The organism is Paracoccus sp. FO-3, assembly GCF_006386455.1.
In the GTDB taxonomy this organism is placed as follows: Bacteria; Pseudomonadota; Alphaproteobacteria; order Rhodobacterales; family Rhodobacteraceae; genus Paracoccus; species Paracoccus versutus.
On the sequence record NZ_VCBQ01000012.1, the window covers coordinates 1 to 21,112 of the forward strand.

Annotated in this window: 21 protein-coding genes; 11 read left to right on the forward strand and 10 right to left on the reverse strand. The window is 68.6% G+C overall.

The annotated features are described in order from the left end of the window. Together FE811_RS04970 and ubiA are read right to left on the reverse strand one after the other, a co-directional pair. Positions 1-1,981 (reverse strand): OmpA family protein (locus FE811_RS04970; protein ID WP_255469659.1); only part of this gene is annotated, 1,981 nt, incomplete at its 3' end. Between the two features lie 62 nt (positions 1,982-2,043). Then, on the reverse strand, positions 2,044-3,015 hold the full coding sequence (gene ubiA / locus FE811_RS04975) for a 4-hydroxybenzoate octaprenyltransferase (RefSeq protein ID WP_116222978.1): 972 nt from the start codon (positions 3,013-3,015) through the stop codon (positions 2,044-2,046). A gap of 16 nt (positions 3,016-3,031) precedes the next feature. Between ubiA and FE811_RS04980 the strand changes: the two genes are divergently transcribed. Together FE811_RS04980 and FE811_RS04985 are read left to right on the forward strand one after the other, a co-directional pair. Beyond that, on the forward strand, positions 3,032-3,751 hold the full coding sequence (locus FE811_RS04980) for a 16S rRNA (uracil(1498)-N(3))-methyltransferase (RefSeq protein WP_116222979.1): 720 nt from the start codon (positions 3,032-3,034) through the stop codon (positions 3,749-3,751). Between the two features lie 239 nt (positions 3,752-3,990). Further along, on the forward strand, positions 3,991-4,185 hold the full coding sequence (locus FE811_RS04985) for a DUF1127 domain-containing protein (protein ID WP_036750106.1): 195 nt from the start codon (positions 3,991-3,993) through the stop codon (positions 4,183-4,185). Positions 4,186-4,311: 126 nt separating this feature from the next. On the opposite strand, the gene FE811_RS04990 is transcribed toward FE811_RS04985, so the two are convergent. Together FE811_RS04990 and msrA are read right to left on the reverse strand one after the other, a co-directional pair. After that, positions 4,312-5,181, reverse strand: coding sequence for a 50S ribosomal protein L11 methyltransferase (locus tag FE811_RS04990; protein WP_116222980.1), 870 nt, complete (start codon positions 5,179-5,181; stop codon positions 4,312-4,314). Next, complete coding sequence (msrA, locus tag FE811_RS04995; RefSeq protein WP_116223279.1) at positions 5,182-5,766, reverse strand: peptide-methionine (S)-S-oxide reductase MsrA; 585 nt, start codon at positions 5,764-5,766, stop codon at positions 5,182-5,184. Between the two features lie 139 nt (positions 5,767-5,905). Here msrA and FE811_RS05000 point away from each other — a divergent pair, with 139 nt between their 5' ends. Continuing rightward, a complete protein-coding gene (locus FE811_RS05000; protein ID WP_116222981.1) occupies positions 5,906-6,889 on the forward strand; it encodes a P1 family peptidase in 984 nt (327 codons plus the stop codon). A 62-nt stretch (positions 6,890-6,951) separates the two neighbouring features. Here FE811_RS05000 and FE811_RS05005 read toward each other — a convergent pair whose 3' ends face one another. Further along, complete coding sequence (locus FE811_RS05005; RefSeq protein ID WP_114535154.1) at positions 6,952-7,173, reverse strand: hypothetical protein; 222 nt, start codon at positions 7,171-7,173, stop codon at positions 6,952-6,954. A 290-nt stretch (positions 7,174-7,463) separates the two neighbouring features. On the opposite strand from FE811_RS05005, the gene FE811_RS05010 reads away from it, so the two are divergent. The 5 genes from FE811_RS05010 (at position 7,464) to FE811_RS05030 (ending at position 13,641) form a co-directional block, all read left to right on the forward strand. Further along, complete coding sequence (locus FE811_RS05010) at positions 7,464-8,756, forward strand: adenylosuccinate synthase (protein WP_036750121.1); 1,293 nt, start codon at positions 7,464-7,466, stop codon at positions 8,754-8,756. Positions 8,757-8,768: 12 nt separating this feature from the next. Next, on the forward strand, positions 8,769-8,981 hold the full coding sequence (locus FE811_RS05015; protein WP_011746949.1) for a DUF2842 domain-containing protein: 213 nt from the start codon (positions 8,769-8,771) through the stop codon (positions 8,979-8,981). Next, the gene (locus FE811_RS05020) at positions 8,978-9,619 is read left to right on the forward strand and encodes a thiamine diphosphokinase (protein WP_116222982.1); all 642 of its coding nucleotides are present in this window, start codon (positions 8,978-8,980) and stop codon (positions 9,617-9,619) included. Before FE811_RS05015 ends, FE811_RS05020 begins: the two co-directional genes overlap by 4 nt. A 483-nt stretch (positions 9,620-10,102) precedes the next feature. Further along, on the forward strand, positions 10,103-12,298 hold the full coding sequence (locus tag FE811_RS05025; protein ID WP_116222983.1) for a TonB-dependent siderophore receptor: 2,196 nt from the start codon (positions 10,103-10,105) through the stop codon (positions 12,296-12,298). Positions 12,299-12,471: 173 nt separating this feature from the next. Then, complete coding sequence (locus FE811_RS05030) at positions 12,472-13,641, forward strand: M20 aminoacylase family protein (RefSeq protein WP_036750131.1); 1,170 nt, start codon at positions 12,472-12,474, stop codon at positions 13,639-13,641. An 87-nt stretch (positions 13,642-13,728) separates the two neighbouring features. On the opposite strand, the gene lpdA is transcribed toward FE811_RS05030, so the two are convergent. Genes lpdA through queA form a run of 4 tightly spaced genes read right to left on the reverse strand, consistent with a single transcriptional unit; the run spans position 13,729 to position 18,104 of the window. Then, positions 13,729-15,120 (reverse strand): dihydrolipoyl dehydrogenase, encoded by a 1,392-nt coding sequence (gene lpdA / locus FE811_RS05035; protein ID WP_116222984.1) that lies wholly within the window; start codon positions 15,118-15,120, stop codon positions 13,729-13,731. Between the two features lie 45 nt (positions 15,121-15,165). After that, complete coding sequence (locus FE811_RS05040) at positions 15,166-15,747, reverse strand: DUF924 family protein (RefSeq protein ID WP_116222985.1); 582 nt, start codon at positions 15,745-15,747, stop codon at positions 15,166-15,168. A gap of 57 nt (positions 15,748-15,804) precedes the next feature. Then, complete coding sequence (locus FE811_RS05045) at positions 15,805-17,049, reverse strand: MFS transporter (protein ID WP_072461007.1); 1,245 nt, start codon at positions 17,047-17,049, stop codon at positions 15,805-15,807. Further along, the gene (gene queA / locus FE811_RS05050) at positions 17,049-18,104 is read right to left on the reverse strand and encodes a tRNA preQ1(34) S-adenosylmethionine ribosyltransferase-isomerase QueA (RefSeq protein ID WP_116222986.1); all 1,056 of its coding nucleotides are present in this window, start codon (positions 18,102-18,104) and stop codon (positions 17,049-17,051) included. The genes FE811_RS05045 and queA overlap by 1 nt, the downstream gene beginning before the upstream one ends. Before the next feature lie 120 nt (positions 18,105-18,224). Between queA and FE811_RS05055 the strand changes: the two genes are divergently transcribed. Next, positions 18,225-18,515, forward strand: a complete 291-nt coding sequence (locus FE811_RS05055) for a bacterioferritin-associated ferredoxin (RefSeq protein ID WP_072461009.1) — start codon at positions 18,225-18,227, stop codon at positions 18,513-18,515. Then, positions 18,463-18,948, forward strand: coding sequence for a bacterioferritin (gene bfr, locus FE811_RS05060; RefSeq protein ID WP_036750146.1), 486 nt, complete (start codon positions 18,463-18,465; stop codon positions 18,946-18,948). The genes FE811_RS05055 and bfr overlap by 53 nt, the downstream gene beginning before the upstream one ends. Positions 18,949-18,991: 43 nt before the next feature. Here bfr and FE811_RS05065 read toward each other — a convergent pair whose 3' ends face one another. Next, positions 18,992-19,666: an HAD-IA family hydrolase gene (locus FE811_RS05065; protein WP_114535148.1), complete on the reverse strand. Its 675-nt coding sequence runs from the start codon at positions 19,664-19,666 to the stop codon at positions 18,992-18,994. 104 nt (positions 19,667-19,770) lie between these two features. Here FE811_RS05065 and glmU point away from each other — a divergent pair, with 104 nt between their 5' ends. Beyond that, positions 19,771-21,111, forward strand: coding sequence for a bifunctional UDP-N-acetylglucosamine diphosphorylase/glucosamine-1-phosphate N-acetyltransferase GlmU (gene glmU / locus FE811_RS05070; RefSeq protein WP_116222988.1), 1,341 nt, complete (start codon positions 19,771-19,773; stop codon positions 21,109-21,111). Position 21,112: the final 1 nt, after the last annotated feature.

A 21,112-nucleotide genomic window follows, 5' to 3' on the forward strand; every position in this document is an offset into this window, starting at 1 on the left:
CGGCGAACAGCGCCGCCTCGGGGTCGGTGGGCACGCCCAGCGCCGGGCCGATGGCGGCGGTCGCGGCATGGCGCGCGGCTTGCGCGGCCCGCGCCGCCACCCTTTCGGGACTGTCGGTCACGCCCTTGACCAGTTCGGCGGGGGCCGGCGCCTCGGTCACGACCGGATCGTCGGCCAGCAGCATGAATTCGATGCGCCGGTTCGCCTCGCGCCCGGCATCGCTGTCGTTATCGGCGATGGGCCGGCTTTCGCCATAGCCCTTGGCGGTCATGTTGCGGGTGTCCATCCCGGCCTCGGTCATCGCCGCCAGCACCGCCTGCGAGCGGGCGCGCGACAATTCGGCGTTGAAACCCTCGGACCCCTGCGAGTCGGTATGGCCGCCGATCTCGATGCGGAAATCCGCGCAAAGCTTCATCGTCTCGGCCAGAAGCGCCAGGGTCGGTCCCGGATCGCCGGCGATGACGGATTTGTTCGGCTCGAAGCCGATCTCGGATTGCTGCATCGCCGCGTTCAGCCGGTCGACGCATTCGACGCCCGAGGGCAGGCCCAGGAGCGGGTCCATGCGCCGGTCGTAGCGGATCGCCAGCTCATAGCGCGCGCCCGCACCCAGCCGCTGCGCCAGCCGCGCCGCCGCCATGTCCGAGGCGGTCTGGCTGCCCGAGACACCGCTGATGCGCACCAGCTCGGGCGTCACCCTGGCCTCGCCGCGCACCAGCCCGTCCAGCGCCTCGAGCGCGGCGATGGCGCGCAGCGTCCAGCCCTCGGGGACCGAGGCATCGCTGCGCAGCGCGCTGTCCACCTGGCCGAAACGCGCCCGCGCCAGGCTTTCCACCGCGTCGCGCATCCGCTCGTCGGTGATGCGGCCGCGCAGGCTGACGCCGCCTGCATCGACCATGGCCGAGAACTCGGCCGGTCCCGCCTGGACCTCGCCGGGCTTTTCGTGCCGGGCGGCCAGCGTGAAGGCCGGGGGCAGCGCCGCCTCAAGCCGGCCCACCGTCTCGTCGAAGGCTGCCGCCGCGACCTCGGGGGGGGCAAGCAGCGCCACATCGGTATCCGAGATCGTGACCGAGCCCGCCCCCAGCGCCTCGACGGCGCGGATGGCAGGGACGGCGGCATCGGCCCAGCGCGGAGAGGGCGCGCCCAGGCCCAGCGTGCAAGGCGCCGCGTCCGGCACGCCGGCAGCGCGCCCGGCCTCCAGGATGCGGTCGCGCGCGCTTTCGGTGTCGGCGGCGCAGGCGTCGAAGCGGGCGCCCGCCCCGTCCTTGACGAAGCGCAGGGTAAAGGGCGCGATCACCGGCCGCGGCGCGGTGATGTCGGCGGTCAGCGTCACCGAGGCCGGCCTGGCGCGGTTCAGCGCCATCTCCAGGTCGCGTTTCTCGCGCGGGCTGTCGGCGATGGCGCGGACCGAGACCGCCCCGGCCGCGATCGAGATCTTGGCCCGCTTGGCCAGCTGCGCGGCCCTGAGGCCGAGGGCAAAGGCATCCTCCCAAGCCTCGGGAACCGGGTAGTCGGCGCTTTCCATCAGGTCCGAGACCTGGGCTACGCCGGTCTGGCGCTTCAGCCGCTCGACCAGCGCGGCGCGGTCCAGCGTCGCCGGGACCAGGCCGATGATCGAAACGCCCCGGTCGTTGCGCAAAAGCTCGATCTCGAAGGCGGGGGTGGCCAGTTCGGCGGCGGCGGCGACCTGCATCCGGTCGATCACCCGGCCGGCATCGACCACGGTTTCGGCGCGCGCGCGGGCGCGAAAACGCTGCACCTCGTCGGGCGCGATGCCCTCCAGCCGCACCTGCAGGCCGTCGGTGCTGACCTCTACCCATTCGTAATCGGCCAGGGCGGCGCGCAGATCCTGGGCCGAGCGGGTCTGGATGAAATCCGCGGCCGCGCGGGCGCCCAGGAACGACAGGCCGGCGGCCGCCGCAAGGGCGATCAGGCTGGCGACAAGAACAGGGCCACGACGCGCTTGCCGCTGGGGATGAGCCATCCGGGGAACCTTGGGACTGTTACCGACCCGCCGCATGTAAACCCTGCGCCGGGTTTTCGCAATCAGACCAGCCCCGCCAAGGCAAGAAACAGCGCAACCACCAGCCCGGCGTCGCGGTTGCTGCGAAACAGCCGCAGGCAGCCGGCGCTGTCGGTCATGTCGAAGCGCCACAGCTGCCAGGCCAGATGCGCAGCGAAACCGACCACGCCCAGCAGGCCGAAGGTCAGGCCCAGCCCCTGGGGCGCGGCCGCCATCACCGCCAGCCCCAGAAGCAGCACCGAGGCGGTGCCGAAGCCCGCCAGCCAGCGCGGCGTGTCGGCGCCGAACAGCCGGGCGGTGGACTTGACGCCGATCAGCGCGTCGTCCTCGGCATCCTGGTGGGCATAGATGGTGTCGTAGAAGATCGTCCAGGCGATGCCCGACAGATAGGCCAGCACCGGCGCCGGGGCCAGGTTGCCGGTATGCGCCGCCCAGGCCAGCAGCACGCCCCAGTTGAAGGCCAGGCCCAGGAAGACCTGCGGCCACCAGGTGAAGCGCTTGGCAAAGGGATAGACCGCCACCAGCGCCAGCGAGGCCACGCCCAGCGCGATGGCCGCACCCCCCAGCGTCAGCAGGATGGCAAGGCCGGCCAGCGACTGCGCCACCAGCCAGACCAGCGCCCCGCGGACCGTCACCTGCCCCGAGGGGATCGGGCGCGAGCGCGTGCGCGCCACCTTGTCGTCGATGTCGCGGTCGGTGATGTCGTTCCAGGTGCAGCCGGCGCCGCGCATCAGCACCGCGCCCACGCCGCAGGCCACGGCGATCCACAGGTCGCGCCATTCCGGCCCGTCGGCGATCATCGCCAGCCCGATGCCCCACCAGCAGGGCAGCAGCAAAAGCCAGGTGCCGATCGGCCGGTCGGCGCGCGACAGGCGCAGCCACGGCCTCCAGTCCAGCGGCGCATGGCGGTCCACCCAATTGTCGGGCGGCGCGTCGGCGACGGTGCTTGGGCCCTCTGGCGTCTGCCCCTCTGGCGTCTGACGGTCGGTCTGCATTAGGCTGCGCCCCATCATGGCGAAAATCAGACTGTTCATAGATCACCCGCTGGCCGAGGGACAAGGCGTCGAGCTGAATCCCGACCAGGCGCATTACCTTTCCTCGGTCATGCGGCAGGCCGCGGGGGACGAGATCCTGGTCTTCAACGGCCGCGACGGCGAATGGCTGGCGCGGATCGAACGCATCGCCAAGCGCGGCGGCGCGCTGGAGGCGCTGCGGCAAACCGCGCCGCAGCTGAACCCGCCCGACCTGTGGCTGGTCTTTGCCCCGATCAAGAAGGCGCGCACCGATTTCATCGTGGAAAAGGCGGCCGAGATGGGCGCCGCCCGCATCCTGCCCGTCCAGACCGACCATACCAATTCCGAGCGCATTCGCCAGGACCGCCTGCAAGCCCATGCCGTCGAGGCGGCCGAGCAATGCGGCGGCACCTATGTCCCCGAGGTCTGCGACCTGGTGCCGCTGTCGCGGCTGCTGGACGGCTGGGACGCCGGGCGGCGCATCCTGTGGGCGGACGAGGCGCTGGCAGGGCCGGCGCAGGTGCTGTCCGGCCTGCCGCGCGGCCCCTGGGCGATTCTCATCGGCCCCGAGGGCGGCTGGTCCGAATCGGAGCGCAGGCGGCTTTCGGCGATGGATTGCGTCACGCCCGTCGCCCTGGGCCCGCGAATCCTGCGCGCCGATACGGCTGCCGTCGCGTCACTGGCGCTTTGGCAGGCGGCCCTGGGCGACTGGCGCTGAACGATCCGGTCTGAAACGCGCAATCTTCCCGCTGGAAACCGGCTCCGCGCGGGAGAATATTGCACCGCAGCATGATTTCCAGGCCCTTGCCGCAAAAAGTCAGGAATTCCGGTCTCTTATGCACAAGCTGCATGGCAGAGATGCCGGTTTGTCCGTGGTTTTCGCAAACTGCCCGGCCTATATGCTGATGCATCAACGAAGCGCCCGATGAGCGGGCAATGATCTCAAGGTGAAAAACTATGTCGGCGATTGACACGAACCGCATCCATGGCGGGGCGGGCTCTATCGGTATTGGCTCGAAAATCTGGGCGACGCTGTCGGCCTGGAACGATGCGCGGGTGACCCGGAACGCGCTGAGCCGTCTTTCGGATCGCGAGCTGGACGATATCGGTCTGTGCCGCGGCGATATCGAACGGATTGCGCGCGCCCGCTAAGCAGCGGTTGAAGACGCGAAAACGGCTGCGGCAAGCCCGCAGACCCTTTCCCGGCCCGGATGGGCAAGACGAACAGGCGGCCCCGCAAGGCCGCCTTCAGTATTTTCGGCGGGGCGCTTGCGGCGATCAGCCGCGCCGGACGACCAGGGTGGACCATTCGCCCAGGTCGTCGCGCCGCTCCAGCGCCAACCCGCCCGCCGCATAGGCCGCGATCACCTCATCCGCCTGGGTGGCGAGGATGCCCGACAGGATCGCCCTGCCGCCCGGCGCGACATGGCGCGCCATGTCCGGCACCAGATCGATCAGCGGCTGCTTCAGGATATTGGCAAAGACCAGGTCGAAAGGCGCCGCATTCTCGATCAGCGGATGGTCGAAGCCCACCGCCTCGACGCATTCGACGCGCCCGTCCAGCCCGTTGGCGATGACATTGGCGCGGGCCACGTCCACCGCCTGCGGGTCGATGTCGCCGGCCAGCACGATCACCGGGAACGCCCGCGCCGCCGCCATGGCCAGGACCGCCGTGCCGCAGCCGACATCGACGATGCGCCGCGGCGCGGCGCCCTCTGCGATCATGCGGTCCAGCGCCAGCAGGCAGCCCTTGGTCGTGGCGTGATGGCCGGTGCCGAAGGCCATGGCCGCCTCGATCAGCAGCGCCTCGGCGCCCTCGGGCACCTTGTCGGCATCATGGCCGCCATGGACGAAGAAGCGCCCGGCCTCGACCGGCGTGAGTTCGCGCCGGACATGGGCGACCCAGTCCACCTCGGGCAGTTCCGAGACCGCGAAGGGCGGCGCGTCCCAGGCGGCGGCCAGCAGCGCCAGCCCCACCTCGTCCGGGGCCTCGGTGAAGTAAAGCCCCACCTCCCAGCGATCCGAGCCATCCTCGATCTCGAAGACGCCGCTGCCGACGGGCTCGGGGGTCAGATCCTCGCCCGCCTCGGCAAGCGCCTCGGCCGCCTCGCGGCCTTTGGTGTGGGTCAGCGCGGTCCAGGTCGCCATTCAATATCCCTCGGCTGTATCGGTCAGCGGGGCTTTGACACCCGTGCCGCGCAAGCCGCAATAGCCATTCGGATAACGGTCCAGATATTGCTGGTGGTCGTCCTCGGCCCGCCAGAAGGGACCGGCGGGGATGATCTGCGTGGTGATGTCGGGATAGCCCTGCACCGCCAGCCGGTTGCCGTAATCGGCCTTGGACAGTTCCGCCGCCGCCTTCTGGCTGTCGTTGAACACCATGACGAGCGAGCGGTATTGCGAACCCACGTCGTTGCCCTGGCGGTTGCCCTGGGTCGGGTCGTGGTTTTCCCAGAAGATCTGCAACAGCCGCTCATAGCTGACGCGCGAGCTGTCATAGACCACGCGCACCACCTCGGCATGGCCGGTGCCGCCGGCGCAGACCTGCTTGTAGCTCGGGTTCTCGGCCGTGCCGCCGGTAAAGCCGACCTCGGTCAGCCAGACACCCTCCTGCTGCCAGAACAGCCGCTCGACGCCCCAGTAACAGCCCATGCCGAAGATCGCCTGGTCATAGCCTTTCGGCATCTCGGCATCCAGCGGCCGGCCGAAGATCCTGTGGATGGGGGCGCTCATGGTGCAGTCCTTTCGCATGTCCTGCCGCATTAGGTAGGCGCGGCGGTTCAACCGTGCAACGCCGGAATGCGGGCGCGGGTTGCGGCCGGGGGCGCGCGTCGTGCAGATTGCAGGTCGATCCCCCTCGCAGGAGACCCCGATGCGACCCGGACCGCGAAACCTGATCACCGATGTCGCCGGCCTGCGGGTCGGCAATGCCCGCGACGACGCCCTGCGCTCGGGTGCGACGGTGCTGCTTGGCGAGGCGCCCTTCGCCTGCGGCTTCAACGTCATGGGCGGCGCCCCCGGCACGCGCGAGACCGAGTTGCTGGCCCCCGACAAGCTGGTGCAGGGGGTGGACGCGCTGGTGCTGTCGGGCGGCTCGGCCTTTGGCCTGGCCGCCTGCGACGGCGTCTCGGACGGGTTGCGCGCCATGGGCCGCGGCTTCGAGATCGGGCCGGTGCGGGTGCCCATCGTGCCCGGCGCCATCGTCTTCGACCTGCTGAACGGCGGCGACAAGGATTGGGGCGCCAACCCCTATCCCGGACTGGGCCGTGCGGCGCTGGAGGCCGCCGGGGCCGATTTCGCCCTGGGCAGCGAGGGCGCGGGCACCGGCGCGATGACGCATCGCTGGAAGGGCGGGCTCGGCTCGGCCTCGGCAGTGCTGGAGGGCGGCATCACCGTCGGCGCGCTGGTGGTGGTGAACGCGCTGGGATCGGTGACGGCGGGCGAGACCCGGCAGTTCTGGGCCGCACCCTGGGAGCTGGGGGACGAATTCGGCGGGCTGGGCCTAGCCGGCCCCTACCCGGCCGGCCATGAGCCAAGCCCGGCGAAACGGCTGGGCGAGGCCACGACCATCGCCATCGTCGCCACCGATGCGGCGCTCGACAAAGCCGGGCTGACCCGGCTGGCGACGGCGGCGCAGGACGGCATGGCCCGCGCCATCGTGCCCAGCCACACGCCCTTCGACGGCGACCTGGTCTTTGCCGTCTCGACGGGGGCCAGGCCCCTGCCCGATCCGGCGCTGACGCCGTTCCTGCTGGGCCATGCCGCCGCCTGCACGCTGGCCCGCGCCATCGCGCGCGGCGTCCATGCGGCAAGCCCGCGGCCGGGCGACCTGCAACCCTGCTGGCGCGAGGGGTAATTCCGCCAGCAGGGCGAATCGAAGGGATCAATCCGCCGGGCGCCTCGTCGCGCCCGCGCCGGTCAGAACCAGATGCGGTCGCTGAAGACGTATTGCACGATCCGGTCGCGGGTCAGGCCCATCTTGGCCAGTTCGGCGTCGGATTTCGCCTTCAGAACCTCGATCTCGGCGCGGCGCGACTGCTGGCGGATATAGGCCTCGGTCCCGCGCGCCAGCCAGTCGCGAAAGCCGGAATACAGCGCCGCGAGACTGATCCGAGGACGATTGCTTGCAATGATAGCCATGGGAAACCCTTTCGGTATTGGCGAATGGTTTCCTCCCCTGCCGTCCAATCTAGGGCGGTTTCGCCCAGCCCGCCATGGCATCTTTTGCAACGCTGCATTGCAGCATGGGCGTGGCCGGCCACGCGACGCAAAGGCGGTCGGCCCGGCATGGCCGGCGCCGCCCGGCGCAAGGCTTGCGCCCGGCCCACCGCAGCCCGGCGGAATCCGTCGGCCGAACGGAATGCGCTTTCCCCCAAGGGCTTCGGCCATTATACGGTTCGCGGCATTCATGACCGCAAGGGGTAAGCACAATGGCCAATGTGGTGGTCGTCGGCGCGCAATGGGGCGACGAAGGCAAGGGCAAGATCGTCGACTGGCTGTCGGAACGCGCTGATGTGATCGCGCGCTTCCAGGGCGGCCACAACGCCGGCCACACGCTGGTCATCGGCAACCAGGTCTTCAAGCTGTCGCTCCTGCCCTCGGGCATCGTGCGCAAGGGCAAGATGGCGGTCATCGGCAATGGCGTGGTGCTGGACCCCTGGGCGCTGTTTTCGGAAATCGACAAGCTCGCCGCGCAGGGGGTCGAGATCTCGCCCGCCAACCTGATGATCGCCGAGAATACGCCGCTGATCCTGCCGCTGCACCAGGATCTCGACAAGCTGCGCGAAGAGGCCGCGGGCGCCAGCAAGATCGGCACCACCGGCCGCGGCATCGGCCCGGCCTATGAGGACAAGGTCGGCCGCCGCACCATCCGCGTCGCCGACCTGGGCGACGAAGAGACGCTGGATTCGCGCCTCGACCGCCTGCTGGCCCATCACGACGCGCTGCGCCAGGGCCTGGACGCCGCGCCCATCGACCGGGCGGAACTGCGCGCAAAGCTGCTGGAGATCGCGCCGAAGCTGCTGCAATACGCCCAGCCGGTGTGGAAGGTGATGAACGACTACCGCAAGGCCGGCAAGCGCATCCTGTTCGAGGGCGCGCAGGGCAGCCTTCTGGACATCGACTTCGGCACCTACCCCTATGTGACCAGCTCGACCACCATGTCGGGCATGGCGGCCAGCGGCACCGGGCTCGGCCCCTCGGCGATTGGCTTCGTGCTGGGCATCGTCAAGGCCTATACCACCCGCGTCGGCGAAGGCCCGTTCCCGACCGAGCTCGACGATGCCGACGGCCAGCGCCTGGGCGAGCGTGGCCATGAATTCGGCACCGTCACCGGGCGCAAGCGCCGCTGCGGCTGGTTCGACGCGGTGCTGGTGCGCCAGACCTGCGCCATTTCCGGCGTGGACGGCATCGCGCTGACCAAGCTCGACGTGCTGGACGGGTTCCAGACGCTCAAGATCTGCACCGGCTATCAGGTGGACGGCCAGCATTACGACCACCTGCCCACCGCCGCCTCGCTGCAGGCCAGGGCGACCCCCGTCTACGAGGAGATGGAGGGCTGGCAGGAATCGACCCAGGGCGCGCGCAGCTGGGCCGACCTGCCCGCCAATGCGATCAAATACGTCCGCCGCATCGAAGAGCTGATCCAGTGCCCCGTCGCGCTGCTCTCGACCTCGCCCGAGCGCGACGATACCATCCTCGTGACCGACCCCTTCGCGGACTGACCCGGACAGGACATGGACCTCAAGACGCGCAAACGCTGGTCGCTGGTGATCCTGCTGGTCGGGCTGCCGCTCTATATCGTGGTGGCGGTCAGCCTGGTGAACTGGATGGACCGGACCTGGGGCCGCCAGCCGATCCTGGTCGAGCTTGCGGTCTATGTCGCCCTGGGCATCCTCTGGGCCCTGCCCTTCCGCAAGGTCTTCACCGGCATCGGCAAGGGCGAATGAGGCTCAGCAGCGCCCGCCCGGTCACGCTGATCGGCGGGGCGCCGGTCGGCCGCGCCGACCTCGACCTGGCGCTGCGGCTCGCGCCGGTGGTGGCCGCCGCCGACAGCGGCGCCGATACCGCGCTCAGTCACGGGCTGATGCCGGCGGCGGTCTGGGGCGATTTCGACAGCATCTCGGCCCGCGCCCGGTCCGAGATCCCCCTGGCGAACCAGCACCCCATCGCCGAACAGGACAGCACCGATTTCGAGAAATGCCTGTCCAACCTCGACGCGCCCTTCGTCGTCGCGCTCGGCTTCTCCGGCGCGCGCCACGACCATTTCCTGTCGGCCCTCGGCGTCATCGCCCGCCGCATCGGCCCGCCCTGCCTGCTGGTCGCCGGCGAGGACGTGATCACGCTCGCGCCCCCGCGCCTCGCGCTGGACCTCGCGCCCGGCACGCGGGTCTCGCTCTTCGCGATGGCCCCGGCCAGCGGCCGCTCCTCCGGGCTCAAATGGCCCCTCGACGGGCTCGCCTTCGCCCCCACCGGCCTCAGCGGCACCTCGAACGAGGCCACGGGCCCGGTCACGCTGGAATGCGAGGGCCCGATGCTGCTGATCCTGCCGCGCTCGGAACTGCCGACGCTCGCGCGCGCGTTCTGACGGCTTCCACCGTTTCCCAAATACCCGTTCCCAGGCGCCAGGCGGGTGCTTCTCTGTTCCCCAAATACTCCTGCGACCGCGCCGTTGAACGCCCCCGGATCCGCGGGCCCATAACCTCGCGCAACCCGTCGCCGACAGGGTCCACCGCGCATCTGGGCCGCTTCGTCAAGACCGGCAGCCGCCGGCAGGTCTTCAAGAACCCGCAGCACCCCCATAGCCGGCGGCTGATCGCGGCCCATCCCCTCGCCGATCCATCCCGTCGGGCACCTGCCGCCGCCCCCGGTCCATCGCGAGATGGAGCCATCTGGTGCCGGCCGGGCCGGCAACGTCTGGTTGAACGCCCTGTTGCGGGATTGTCACAAGCCGGCACAAGCCCTTGCCGGCCGCCGACTCTGCTTGATCGCCGGCCCTCGCGGCGGGAATAGCGGGCATATCAGCCAGCCATGCGCCAGTCAGCACCCGAACCCTATCGGATGGCTTGCCATGACACATCGACCCCTGATCCCCTTCGCCGCGCATGCGCGGCTGACGACGGCGCTTTCCGCCGGCATCCTGGCGCTTCTGGCCAGCCCGGCCATGGCGCAGGAGACCGAGGAAGGCACCGCCGGCACCGTCACCCTGGACGAGGTGACGATCACCGCCGCCCCCGGCACCCAGACCGAGGGCACCGAAAGCTGGACCACGGAATGGATGCGCTCGGCCACCGGCCTGGTGCTGAGCCAGAAGGAGACGCCGCAATCCACCAGCGTCATCACCGACGCGCAGATGAAGGACCGCAACATCACCACCGTCGCCGAGACGATGGACGCGGCGACCGGCATCACCGTGCAGGCGTTCGAAAGCGACCGCATCAACTACTATTCGCGCGGCTTCTACATCGACGCCTACCAATATGACGGCGTGCCCGCACCGCGCAACGGCGCCTGGACCTTTGGCGACAACAACACCGACATGGCGCTTTACGACCATGTCGAAATCGTGCGCGGCGCCACCGGGCTGATGCAGGGCGCGGGCGAGCCGGGCGCCTCGATCAACTTCATCCGCAAGCGCCCGACCGAGGAGTTCCAGAACCAGGCCGCCGTCTCGCTGGCCTATCCCAAGGGCGCGCGCGCCGAATCCGACGTGTCGGGGCCGCTGAACGACACCGGCAGCGTGCGCGGCCGGCTGGTCAGCGTCGTGGACAGCCGCGACGGCATGCTGGACGGCTATCACAAGGACAAATATGTCCTGTTCGGCGCGCTGGACGTGGACCTGGGCGAAAGCACGCTGCTGAGCACCGGCCTTACCTATCAGAAGTCCAAGGCCGACAACGTGACCTGGGGCGGCCTGCCGCCCTATTATGCCGATGGCGGGCTGATCGACTGGGACTGGGGATCGACCCTGGGCGCGGACTGGACCTATGTCGATACCGAGCGGACCGAGGCCTTCGCCTCGCTCGAGCACGAATTCCAGAACGGCTGGACAGCGCGCGTGGTCGCCACCCATATCCGCAGCGAGGCGGACATGGAGCTGGCCTGGATCACCGGCGCGCCCGACCGGGAAACCGGCCTTGGCCTCAGCCCCTGGGCGGCGAAATACAATGGCACCACCAAGGTCTCGTCGCTGAACGCGGTGCTGAACGGCGACTTCCAGGCCTTCGGTCGCGACCACCAGTTCGTCGTCGGGGCCATGGCTTCGGATTTCAAGAGCAACTACTACGGCCACGCGGTCGATCTGGACACGCTGGCTCCGGTCGGCAATGTCTTCGACTGGGACGGAAGCTATCCCCGCCCCGGCTTCTCGGACGAGGTGACCAGCAGCTGGACCAGCAAGCAGCGCCAATACGGGCTCTATGCCACCACCAAGATCCAGGTCGCCGAGCCGTTCTCGGTCATCGCCGGCGCCCGCGCCAACTGGTGGAAGGGCACCGAGGGCTCGCTGGGCAGCCCGACACATGAATACAGCTATAGCGGCGAGATCACGCCCTATCTCGGCTTCACCTACGACCTGAACCCGACCTATACCGCCTACGGCAGCGTCACCAGCATCTACAAGCCGCAGATCGCCCAGGACATCAACGGCGACTACCTCGACCCGACCTATGGCTGGAACTACGAACTGGGCGTCAAGGCCGACCTGATGGGCGGGGCGATGTATGCCTCGGCGGCGATCTTCAAGACCGACCAGAAGGACGTGGCGAACTGGGTGGGCTATGACGAGACCCGGTTGCGCGACATCTACGAAAGCATCGACGGCACCACCACCCGCGGCTTCGAGCTTGAGGCGGCGGGGGCGATCAACGACCGCTGGAACGTCTCGGCCGGCTACACCTTCCGCACCTCGAAGGACAAGGACGGCAACCGCTTCGCCGCCGACCAGCCCAAGCATACGCTGAAGCTGGCGACCGACTATCGGCTGGCGGGCATGTTCGACGACAAGCTGACGGTGGGCGGGGCGATGCGCTGGCAAAGCGGCACCGACAGCATGGATTTCGACACGGATGTCAACGTCAACGTGCATCAGGGCTCCTATGCCGTCTTCGACCTGAACGCCTCTTACCAGGTGACGGACAAGACCGAGCTGACGCTCAGCGTGAACAACATCCTCAACGAGAAATACTATGCCACGACCGGCTTCTACGACACCGTGGTCTATGGCGACGAACGCAGCGCCGAGCTGACGCTGCGGGCGAAGTTCTGAACGGGGCGGCCGGCTCTCCGGCCGGCACCCCCCGGATATGGCCGTCATGGCGAAAACCCCGGCAGGTGCCGGGGTTTTTTCGTTTCCTCCCCGGCGCGCGCGGGGCGCGGGCGCCCGCACGGCCTTGCGGCGCTTGGCGAAAGGCGTAACCTGCGGGCCGAAGGAGATCGTCCATGCCCGTCAAGAACCGCTTTGCCGAATTGCTGCCCGAGATCACCGCCTGGCGCCGCGACTTTCACCAGAACCCCGAACTCGACTACCAGGTCCACCGCACCGCCGGCCGCGTGGCCGAGCTGCTGCGCAGCTTCGGCCTGGATGAGGTCGCCGAGGGCGTCGGCCGCACCGGCGTGGTCGGCGTCATCCGGGGCCGCAGCAATGCCAGCGGCCGGGTGATCGGGCTGCGGGCCGACATGGACGCGCTGCCGATCAACGAGCAGACCGGGGCGGAATACGCCTCGAAGACGCCGGGGGTCATGCATGCCTGCGGCCATGACGGCCATACCGCCATGCTGCTGGGCGCGGCGAAATACCTGGCCGAGACGCGCAATTTCGACGGCACCGCCGTGGTGATCTTCCAGCCCGCCGAAGAGGGGGGCGCGGGCGGCCTCGCCATGGTCCGGGACGGGCTGGTCGAGCGCTGGGGCATTCAGGAATTCTACGGCATGCACAACATGCCCGGCTATCCGGTGGGCAGCTTCGCCATCCGCGAGGGCGCGATGATGGCGGCCGCCGACCAGTTCGACATCGTCATCACCGGCAAGGGCGGCCATGCCGCCAAGCCGCATGAGGCGGTCGACACCATGCTGGTCGCGGCGCAGGTCATCGTCTCGCTGCAATCCGTCGTCGCGCGCAATGTCGATCCGCTGAAAAGCGGCGTCGTCTCGGTCTGCGTGGTGCAGAGCGATTCGACCGCGCATAACGTCATCCCGCAGGTGGTGAAGCTGAAGGGAACCGCCCGCAGCCTGGCGCCAGAGGTGCGCGACCAGCTGGAGGAGGGCATCAGGCGCGTCGCCACCCATACCGCCGCCGCCTTCGGCGCCATGGCCGAGGTCACCTATGAGCGCGGCTATCCGGTGACGATGAACCATCCCGAAGCGACAGGTTTCGCGGCCGAGGTCGCACGGCAGGTGGCGGGCGCGGTGGACATGGAAATGGAGCCGCTGATGGCCGGCGAGGATTTCAGCTACATGCTGAACGAACGCCCCGGCGCCTATATCTTCGTCGGCAACGGCGACACGGCGATGGTGCATCACCCGGCCTATGATTTCGACGACAATGCGATCCCGGCCGGGTCGAGCTGGTATGCCGGGATGATCGAGGCGCGGATGCCGCTGCCGGCGTGATCGTCGCGCCGGGGGTTTCACACCCCCGGACCCCCGTGGGATATTTGGGCACGAAAGAAGCAGGGGCCGTGAGGCCCCCTTGCCGTTTCAGAAGTGGATGGCGCGGCCATAGGCCGAGAGCGTGGCCTCGTGCAGCATCTCGGACAGCGTCGGGTGCGGGAAGACCGTCTCCATCAGCTCGGCCTCGGTGGTTTCCAGCGTGCGGCCGACGACATAGCCCTGGATCAGCTCGGTCACTTCCGCGCCGACCATGTGGGCACCCAGCAACTCGCCGGTCTTGGCGTCGAAGACGGTCTTGATCAGGCCCTCGGGCTCGCCCAGAGCGATGGCCTTGCCATTGCCGATGAAGGGGAAGCGGCCGACCTTGACCTCATGGCCCGCGGCCTTGGCCTTTTCCTCGGTCAGGCCGACCGAGGCCACCTGCGGGTTGCAATAGGTGCAGCCGGGGATCGAGTTCGGCTTGATCGGATGCGGGTGCTGGCCGGCGATCAGTTCCGCGACCATGACGCCTTCATGGCTGGCCTTGTGGGCGAGCCAGGGCGCGCCGGCGACGTCGCCGATGGCATAGAGCCCGTCCACGCCGGTGCGGCAATATTCGTCGGTGACGACATGGGTGCGGTCGATCTTGGCGCCCAGTTTTTCAAGGCCGAGGTTTTCCACGTTGCCGACGATGCCGACGGCCGAGATCACCGTGTCGAATTCATGCGTCTCGGTCTTGCCGCCGGTCTCGATATGGGCGGTGACCTTGCCCTTTGCGCGGTCCAGCTTCTTGACTGCCGCCTTTTCCAGGATCTTCATGCCCTGCTTGACGAATTGCTTCTTCGCCAGGGCCGAGATTTCCGCATCCTCGACCGGCAGCACGCGGTCCATGACCTCGACCACGGTAGTGTCGGCCCCCAGCGTGTTGAAGAAGCTGGCGAATTCGATGCCGATGGCGCCCGAGCCGATCACCAGCAGCTTTTTCGGCATCCGCGGCGGCTGCAGGGCGTGCTTGTAGTTCCAGACCAGGTCGCCGTCGGGTTCCAGCCCCGGCAGTTCGCGGGCGCGGGCGCCCGTGGCCAGCACGATGGATTTCGCGGTCACTTCCTCGGCGCCCTTGTCGGTCTTGACGCTGATCTTGCCGGGGGCGATCAGGCTGGCCTCGCCCATGATGACGGTGACCTTGTTCTTTTTCAGCAAGTGGCCGACGCCGCCGGCGAGCTGCTTGGCCACGCCGCGCGAGCGTTGCACCACGGCACTGAGGTCATAGCCGATCTTGTCGGCGGAAAGGCCGAATTCCTTGGCGCGGTGCATGAGGTGAAAGACCTCGGCCGAGCGCAGCAGCGCCTTGGTCGGGATGCAGCCCCAGTTCAGGCAGATGCCGCCCAGATGCTCGCGCTCGATACAGGCCACCTTGAGGCCCAGCTGCGCGCCGCGGATGGCGCAGACATAGCCGCCAGGGCCGGAACCGATCACCACCATGTCGAAGCTTTGCGCCATGGGAATCCCCCTCTCAGAAAAGATAGTTCAGCGTTAAACCAATTTTCAGACGTCAGCAAGCGACAGCTTGCCCGCGACCAGCGCGCCATAGCCGCCGGCCTCCATGACGCGGATTTCCGCCGGCGTGGGCACGCGATTCAGCGCCGCGTTGCGCCAGGGGAAGCGGCCGAATTTCGCGATGGTGTCGCGGTGCAGCTCGGCATGGCGCAGGTTCTCGCCCGGCATGAACTCGGCGAACAGGGCCACCGCGCGCTCCTGGTCCGCCGGATCCTCGGAATGTTCGAAAGGCAGGTAGACGAACTGCCGGGCAGGCGGTTCGATGCGCAGGTGCAGGCCGCTGTCGACCGCCTCGCGGGCCAGGCTGCGGGCCAGGGGATCGGTGGCGAAGGCGCGGGCGTCCTCGCGGAACATGTTGCGGGGGAACTGGTCGGTCAGGATCAGCCCGGCCAGCATCCCCTCGGGCGTGGCGGCCCAGCCGGGCACCAGGTCGGCGGCGCGTTCCCAGGCCGGCCGGAAGCGCCGGCGGACGGTTTCGTCCAGCGCGTCCGAGCGCTCATACCAGCCCTTCTCGCCGACCTCCTCGAGCCAGAAGCGGTTGATCTCCTCGGGTGTCGCGGTGTCGGTCATGGCCTTGCCCTCCGTTTTGACCGATGGTCGCAGAGCCGGGGGCGGGTCGCAAGCCGTTCAGGCGGGTTTGTCGCCGTCGTCGGAACTGGCGGTTTCCAGCGCCGCCTCGACCGCGACGGGGGTGGCCGAGGGGGCGATGACGGCGAAGCTCTGGTCCAGGACCGGGGTCGGGCGGCGGGTGCGGCGCCAGCCGGCATAGAAGGCCAGCATCGCCAGGAGCAGGCCGATATAGACCCAGAACCCGTCCGGGCCTAGCAGAGACATCAGCCAGCCGGTGATCAGCGGCCCGGCCATGGCGCCGACGCCGTTGATGAACAGCAGGCCCGCCGATGCGGCGGCCATGTCGCTTTGGTCCAGGAAGTCGTTGGTATAGGCCAGAAGCAGCGAATAGACCGGATTGGCCACGCCGCCGATCAGCGCCGCGGCCAGCAGCAGGCCCCAGATCCCCGGTTGCAGCGTCACCGTGGCCAGGCTGACCACCGCGCCCAGCACCGACAGGCCCAGCACGATGAAGCGCCGGTCGCCGTGGTCCGAAAGCCAGCCGATCGGATATTGCAGCAAGAGCCCGCCGGCATAGATCGCCGCCACGAAGGCCGAGATCTCGCGCACCGAGAGCCCCTTGGTCGAGCCCCAGACCGAGGCCATGCCGAACAGCGCCGAGAACACCCCGCCCATCAGGAAGATGCCGATGCAGCCCAGCGGCGAGGCGCGGAACAGGCTGCCGAAGCTCATCCGCTTCAGCGTCGAGAATTGCGGCGCGGGCTGGGTCGAAAGCAGGATCGGCAGGAAGGAGAAGCTGACCAGCACCGAGGGGATCACGAACAGCAGGTAGCCCGCCGGGTCGGCCGTGTTCATCAGGAACTGCGCCGTGATGATGCCCAGCATCTGCATGATCATATAGGCCGACATGGCCTGGCCGCGGTTCTCGTTGGTGGTGCCGGCGTTCAGCCAGCTTTCCGCGGTGATGTAGACCCCCGAGAAGCAGAAGCCGATCAGCAGCCGCATCAGCGCCCAGGCGATCCAGTGCGGCGCCGCCGCATAGAGGATCAGCACCGACGAGATCAGCGAGCCGAGCGCGGCGAAGACCCGGACATGGCCGACCTTGCGGATCAGTTCCGGCACCACGCGCGAACCCAGCAGGAAGCCGCCGAAATAGGCGGCCATCACCACCGACATCTGGGTGGTCGAGATGTTCTCGATCTTGCCGCGGATGCCCAGCAGCGTGCCCTGCATCCCGTTCCCGACCATCAAGAGCAGGATGCCCAGAAGCAGCGGCCAGGTGGTGCGCAGGACGGTCAGCATCACGGATCCTTCGGAATCAGCAGGGAGGCGTCGCCATAGCTGAAGAAGCGATAGCCCGATTCCACCGCGTGATGATAGATGCCGCGGATGCGGTCCTGGCCCATCAGGGCGCTGACCAGCATCAGCAGCGTCGATTTCGGCAAGTGGAAATTGGTTATCAGCGCATCCGTCACGCGAAAGCGATAGCCGGGATAGATGAAGATTTCGGTAACGCCCTGGAACGGATGCACGATTCCGTCCTGGTCGGCGGCCGATTCGATCAGCCGCAGCGCCGTGGTGCCGACCGGGATCACCCGCCCGCCCTGGGCGCGGGTGGCGTTGATCGCGGCGGCCGCCTCGGGCGTGACCTCGCCCCATTCGCCGTGCATCTTGTGCGTCGTCACGTCCTCGACCTTGACCGGCAGGAAGGTGCCGGCGCCGACATGCAGGGTGACATGGGCGAAGCGCACGCCGCGCGCCGCCAGCTGACCGAGCAGGGCGTCGTCGAAATGCAGGCTGGCGGTCGGCGCGGCAACGGCGCCCGAGCGCCGCGCCCAGACGGTCTGGTAATCCTGACGGTCGGCATCGTCCGGGGCGCGCAGCGCGGCGATATAGGGCGGCAGCGGCATGGCGCCGACCTGGGCCAGCGCGGCGTCGAACGCCGCGCCCGTCGCGTCGAAGCGCAGGGTCAGCTCGCCTTCGGAAATCCCCGCCACCTCGGCCGACAGCGCCTCGCCAAAGCGGATCACCTCGCCGGGCTTCAGCTTGCGCAGCGGCTTGGCCAGCGCCTTCCAGCCATCGGCCGCGGGCTCCAGCAGCGTGACCTCGACCTTCGCCACCGCCTCGCCCTGCGGGGTCGGGCGCGCGCGGGTTCCGGTCAGCCGCGCCGGGATGACCTTGGTGTCGTTCAGCACCAGCAGGTCGCCCGGCCCCAGCAGGTCGGCAAGGTCGCGCACGTGCAGGTCGCGAATCGAATCGCCCAGGGCCAGCAGCAGCCGCGCGGCGGTGCGCGGCCGCGCCGGGCGGGTCGCGATCAGCCCTTCGGGCAGGTGAAAGTCGAAATCGTCCAGCTTCATGGGCTTAGGTTCTGTCCGGGCCGCCGAGGGGCGTCAAGGCAGGCGGTCATCACAAAGTGAAAAACTCGGGCTTTACTTATCCGAGGGAATGAGTAAGTTTTGGCCAACCGAGGTGAGTAAATGATCGTCTGCCACTGCACCCAGATTTCCGACCACGACATCAAGGCCGCGATTGACTGGATGCGTGCCGCCGACCCCGAGACGATCATCACCCCTGGCAAGATCTACCACGCACTCGGCAAGCGGGCCGATTGCGGGGGCTGTATGCCATTGTTTCTGGACACCATGCGCGGATGCGATAATCTGGCTGTGCCCCCGATCCTGCGGGGGCTGAAAGCCAACCGCACAGGGGTAAGCCATGAAGGGCGACGCAAAGGTCATCGAGTATCTCAACGCAGCGCTACGGTCTGAACTCACCGCGGTCAGCCAGTACTGGTTGCATTATCGCCTGCAAGAGGACTGGGGTTACGGCAAGATCGCCGACAAGTCCCGCGGCGAATCCATCGAGGAAATGCATCATGCGGACCGCCTGATCCAGCGAATCATCTTCCTGGAAGGCCATCCCAACCTGCAAAAGCTGGATCCCCTGCGGATCGGCCAGAACCTCAAGGAAACGCTGGAATCCGACCTGGCGGCCGAATACGACGCCCGCACGCTTTACATCGAGGCGCGGGAATATTGCGACAAGGTCGGGGATTACGTCAGCAAGAACCTGTTCGATTCGCTGCTGACCGACGAAGAGGGGCATATCGACTTCCTCGAAACCCAGCTGGGCCTCTACGAAGAGATCGGCGCGCAGAACTACGGCCAGCTCAACGCCAAATCCGCCGACGAGGCGGAATAGGGCCCTGGACCGGGGGGTCTTTGCGGCCCCCTTCGATCCCGGCTCAGCCCAGCCAATCGGCGGCCAGCCCCGGCAGGTCGTCGAAATGCGCCAGCATCGCCTCGGGCGCCAGCCGGCGCAGCGCCTCGCCCTCGGGGCCAAAGGCGACCAGGGCCACCCGCACGCCGGCGGCGGCGGCGGTCCTGCGGTCGGTTTCGGTGTCGCCGACCAGGAAGGATTGCGCCACCATGCCGCCCGCGGCCTCGACCGCTGCGGCATAGGGTCGCGGGTCGGGCTTGCGCACCGGCAGCGTGTCGGCGCCGATCATCGCGGCAAAGCGGTCGCGGATGCCCAGTTCGCGCAGCAATGTCTCGGCCAGGGCCTCGGGCTTATTGGTGCAGACCGCAAGGCGGTGGCCCGCCGCGGCCAGCCGGTCCAGCGCAGCCTCGGCGCCGGGGTAAAGCCGGGTATGGACGGCGATCGCCTCGCCGTAATGGGCCAACAGGCGCGGATAATCCTCGTCCTCGGCGCCGGGCGGCAGCAGCCTGTCGCCGGGCAGGCGGCCATAGCCGGCGCGCAGCATGGCCCGGCCGCCGTGAAAGGCGATCAGCGCATCCTCGACCGGGTCCAGCAGCGCGCCCAGGCCGCGCGCCGCAAAGCAGGCATTGGCCGCCGCGATCAGGTCGCCCGAGGTATCGGCCAGCGTGCCGTCCAGATCGAAGACCACCGTTCCCGCCATGCTGTAACCTTCCGTCAAGATGTTTGATCTGCCGGGGTCTTTCCCGGCTGCCGCCCTCTAGGTAGAACGCCCGGCAAGGATAAGGAACAGGCAAGAGGGCAGAGATGACCGATAAACCCGTCGCGCTGATCGTGCTGGCCGCCGGACAGGGCAGCCGCATGCAGTCGGACCTGCCCAAGGTGCTGCACCGGCTGGGCGGCCTGCCGCTGGTCGCCCATGCGCTTGCCGCCGGCCGGACGCTGGAACCCGAGGCGGCGGTCGTCGTCGCCGGCCATGGCGCCGAGGCGGTGGCCAAGGCCGTGGCCAAGCTCGACCCCGAGGCGCAGATCGCCCTGCAGCAGGAACAGCTGGGCACCGCCCATGCCGTCAGCCAGGCCCTGCCGGCGCTGGAGGGTTTCGCGGGCCGGGTGATCGTGCTTTACGGCGACACCCCCTTCATCGGGCAGGAAACGCTGGCAAGCCTTGCCGCCCATCCCGCCGATGTGGTGGTGCTGGGCTTCGAGGCTGCCGACCCCGGCCGCTACGGCCGCCTCGTCACCGGCCCCGAGGGGCTGGAGCGGATCGTCGAATACAAGGATGCCGACGAGGCGACGCGGGCGATCCGCCTGGTCAATTCCGGCGTGCTGGCGGCGGATGCGGCCTTGCTGCGCGAATTCCTGCCCCGGATCGGCAACCGCAATGCGGCGGGCGAATATTACCTGACCGACATCCCCGGACTGGCCCGCGCCGCCGGCCACCGGGTCGAGGTCGTGACCTGCGACGAAGCCGAGACGCTGGGCATCAACACCCGCGCCGAACTGGCGCAGGCCGAGGCCGCCTTCCAGGCACGCGCCCGCGCCCAGGCGCTGGAGGACGGCGTGACGCTGAGCGACCCCGCGACGGTCTGGTTCGCGCTGGACACCTGCATCGGCCGCGACGCGGTGATCGGGCAGAACGTGGTTTTCGGCCCCGGCGTGACCGTGGAAAGCGGCGCCGAGATCCTGCCCTTCTGCCACCTGGAGGGCTGCCATGTCAGCGCCGGCGCCACGGTCGGCCCCTTTGCCCGGCTGCGCCCCGGCGCGGAACTGGGCGGCGACGTGCATGTCGGCAATTTCGTCGAGATCAAGAATTCAGTGCTGGACGAAGGCGTCAAGGTCGGCCACCTGACCTATCTGGGCGATGCCCATGTCGGCGAGGCGACGAATATCGGCGCCGGCACCGTGACCTGCAATTACGACGGCGTCGGCAAGCATCGGACCGAGATCGGCGCCCATGCCTTCATCGGCTCGGACACCATGCTGGTGGCGCCGGTCCGGGTGGGGGCGCGGGCGATGACCGGCTCGGGCTCGGTCATCACCCAGGACGTGCCGGACGACGCGCTGGCGCTGGGACGCGCCAAGCAGGTGGTGAAGCCGGGCCTCGCCACGCGGCTGATGCAGGCCTTGCGCCAGAAAAAGGGGAACTGAC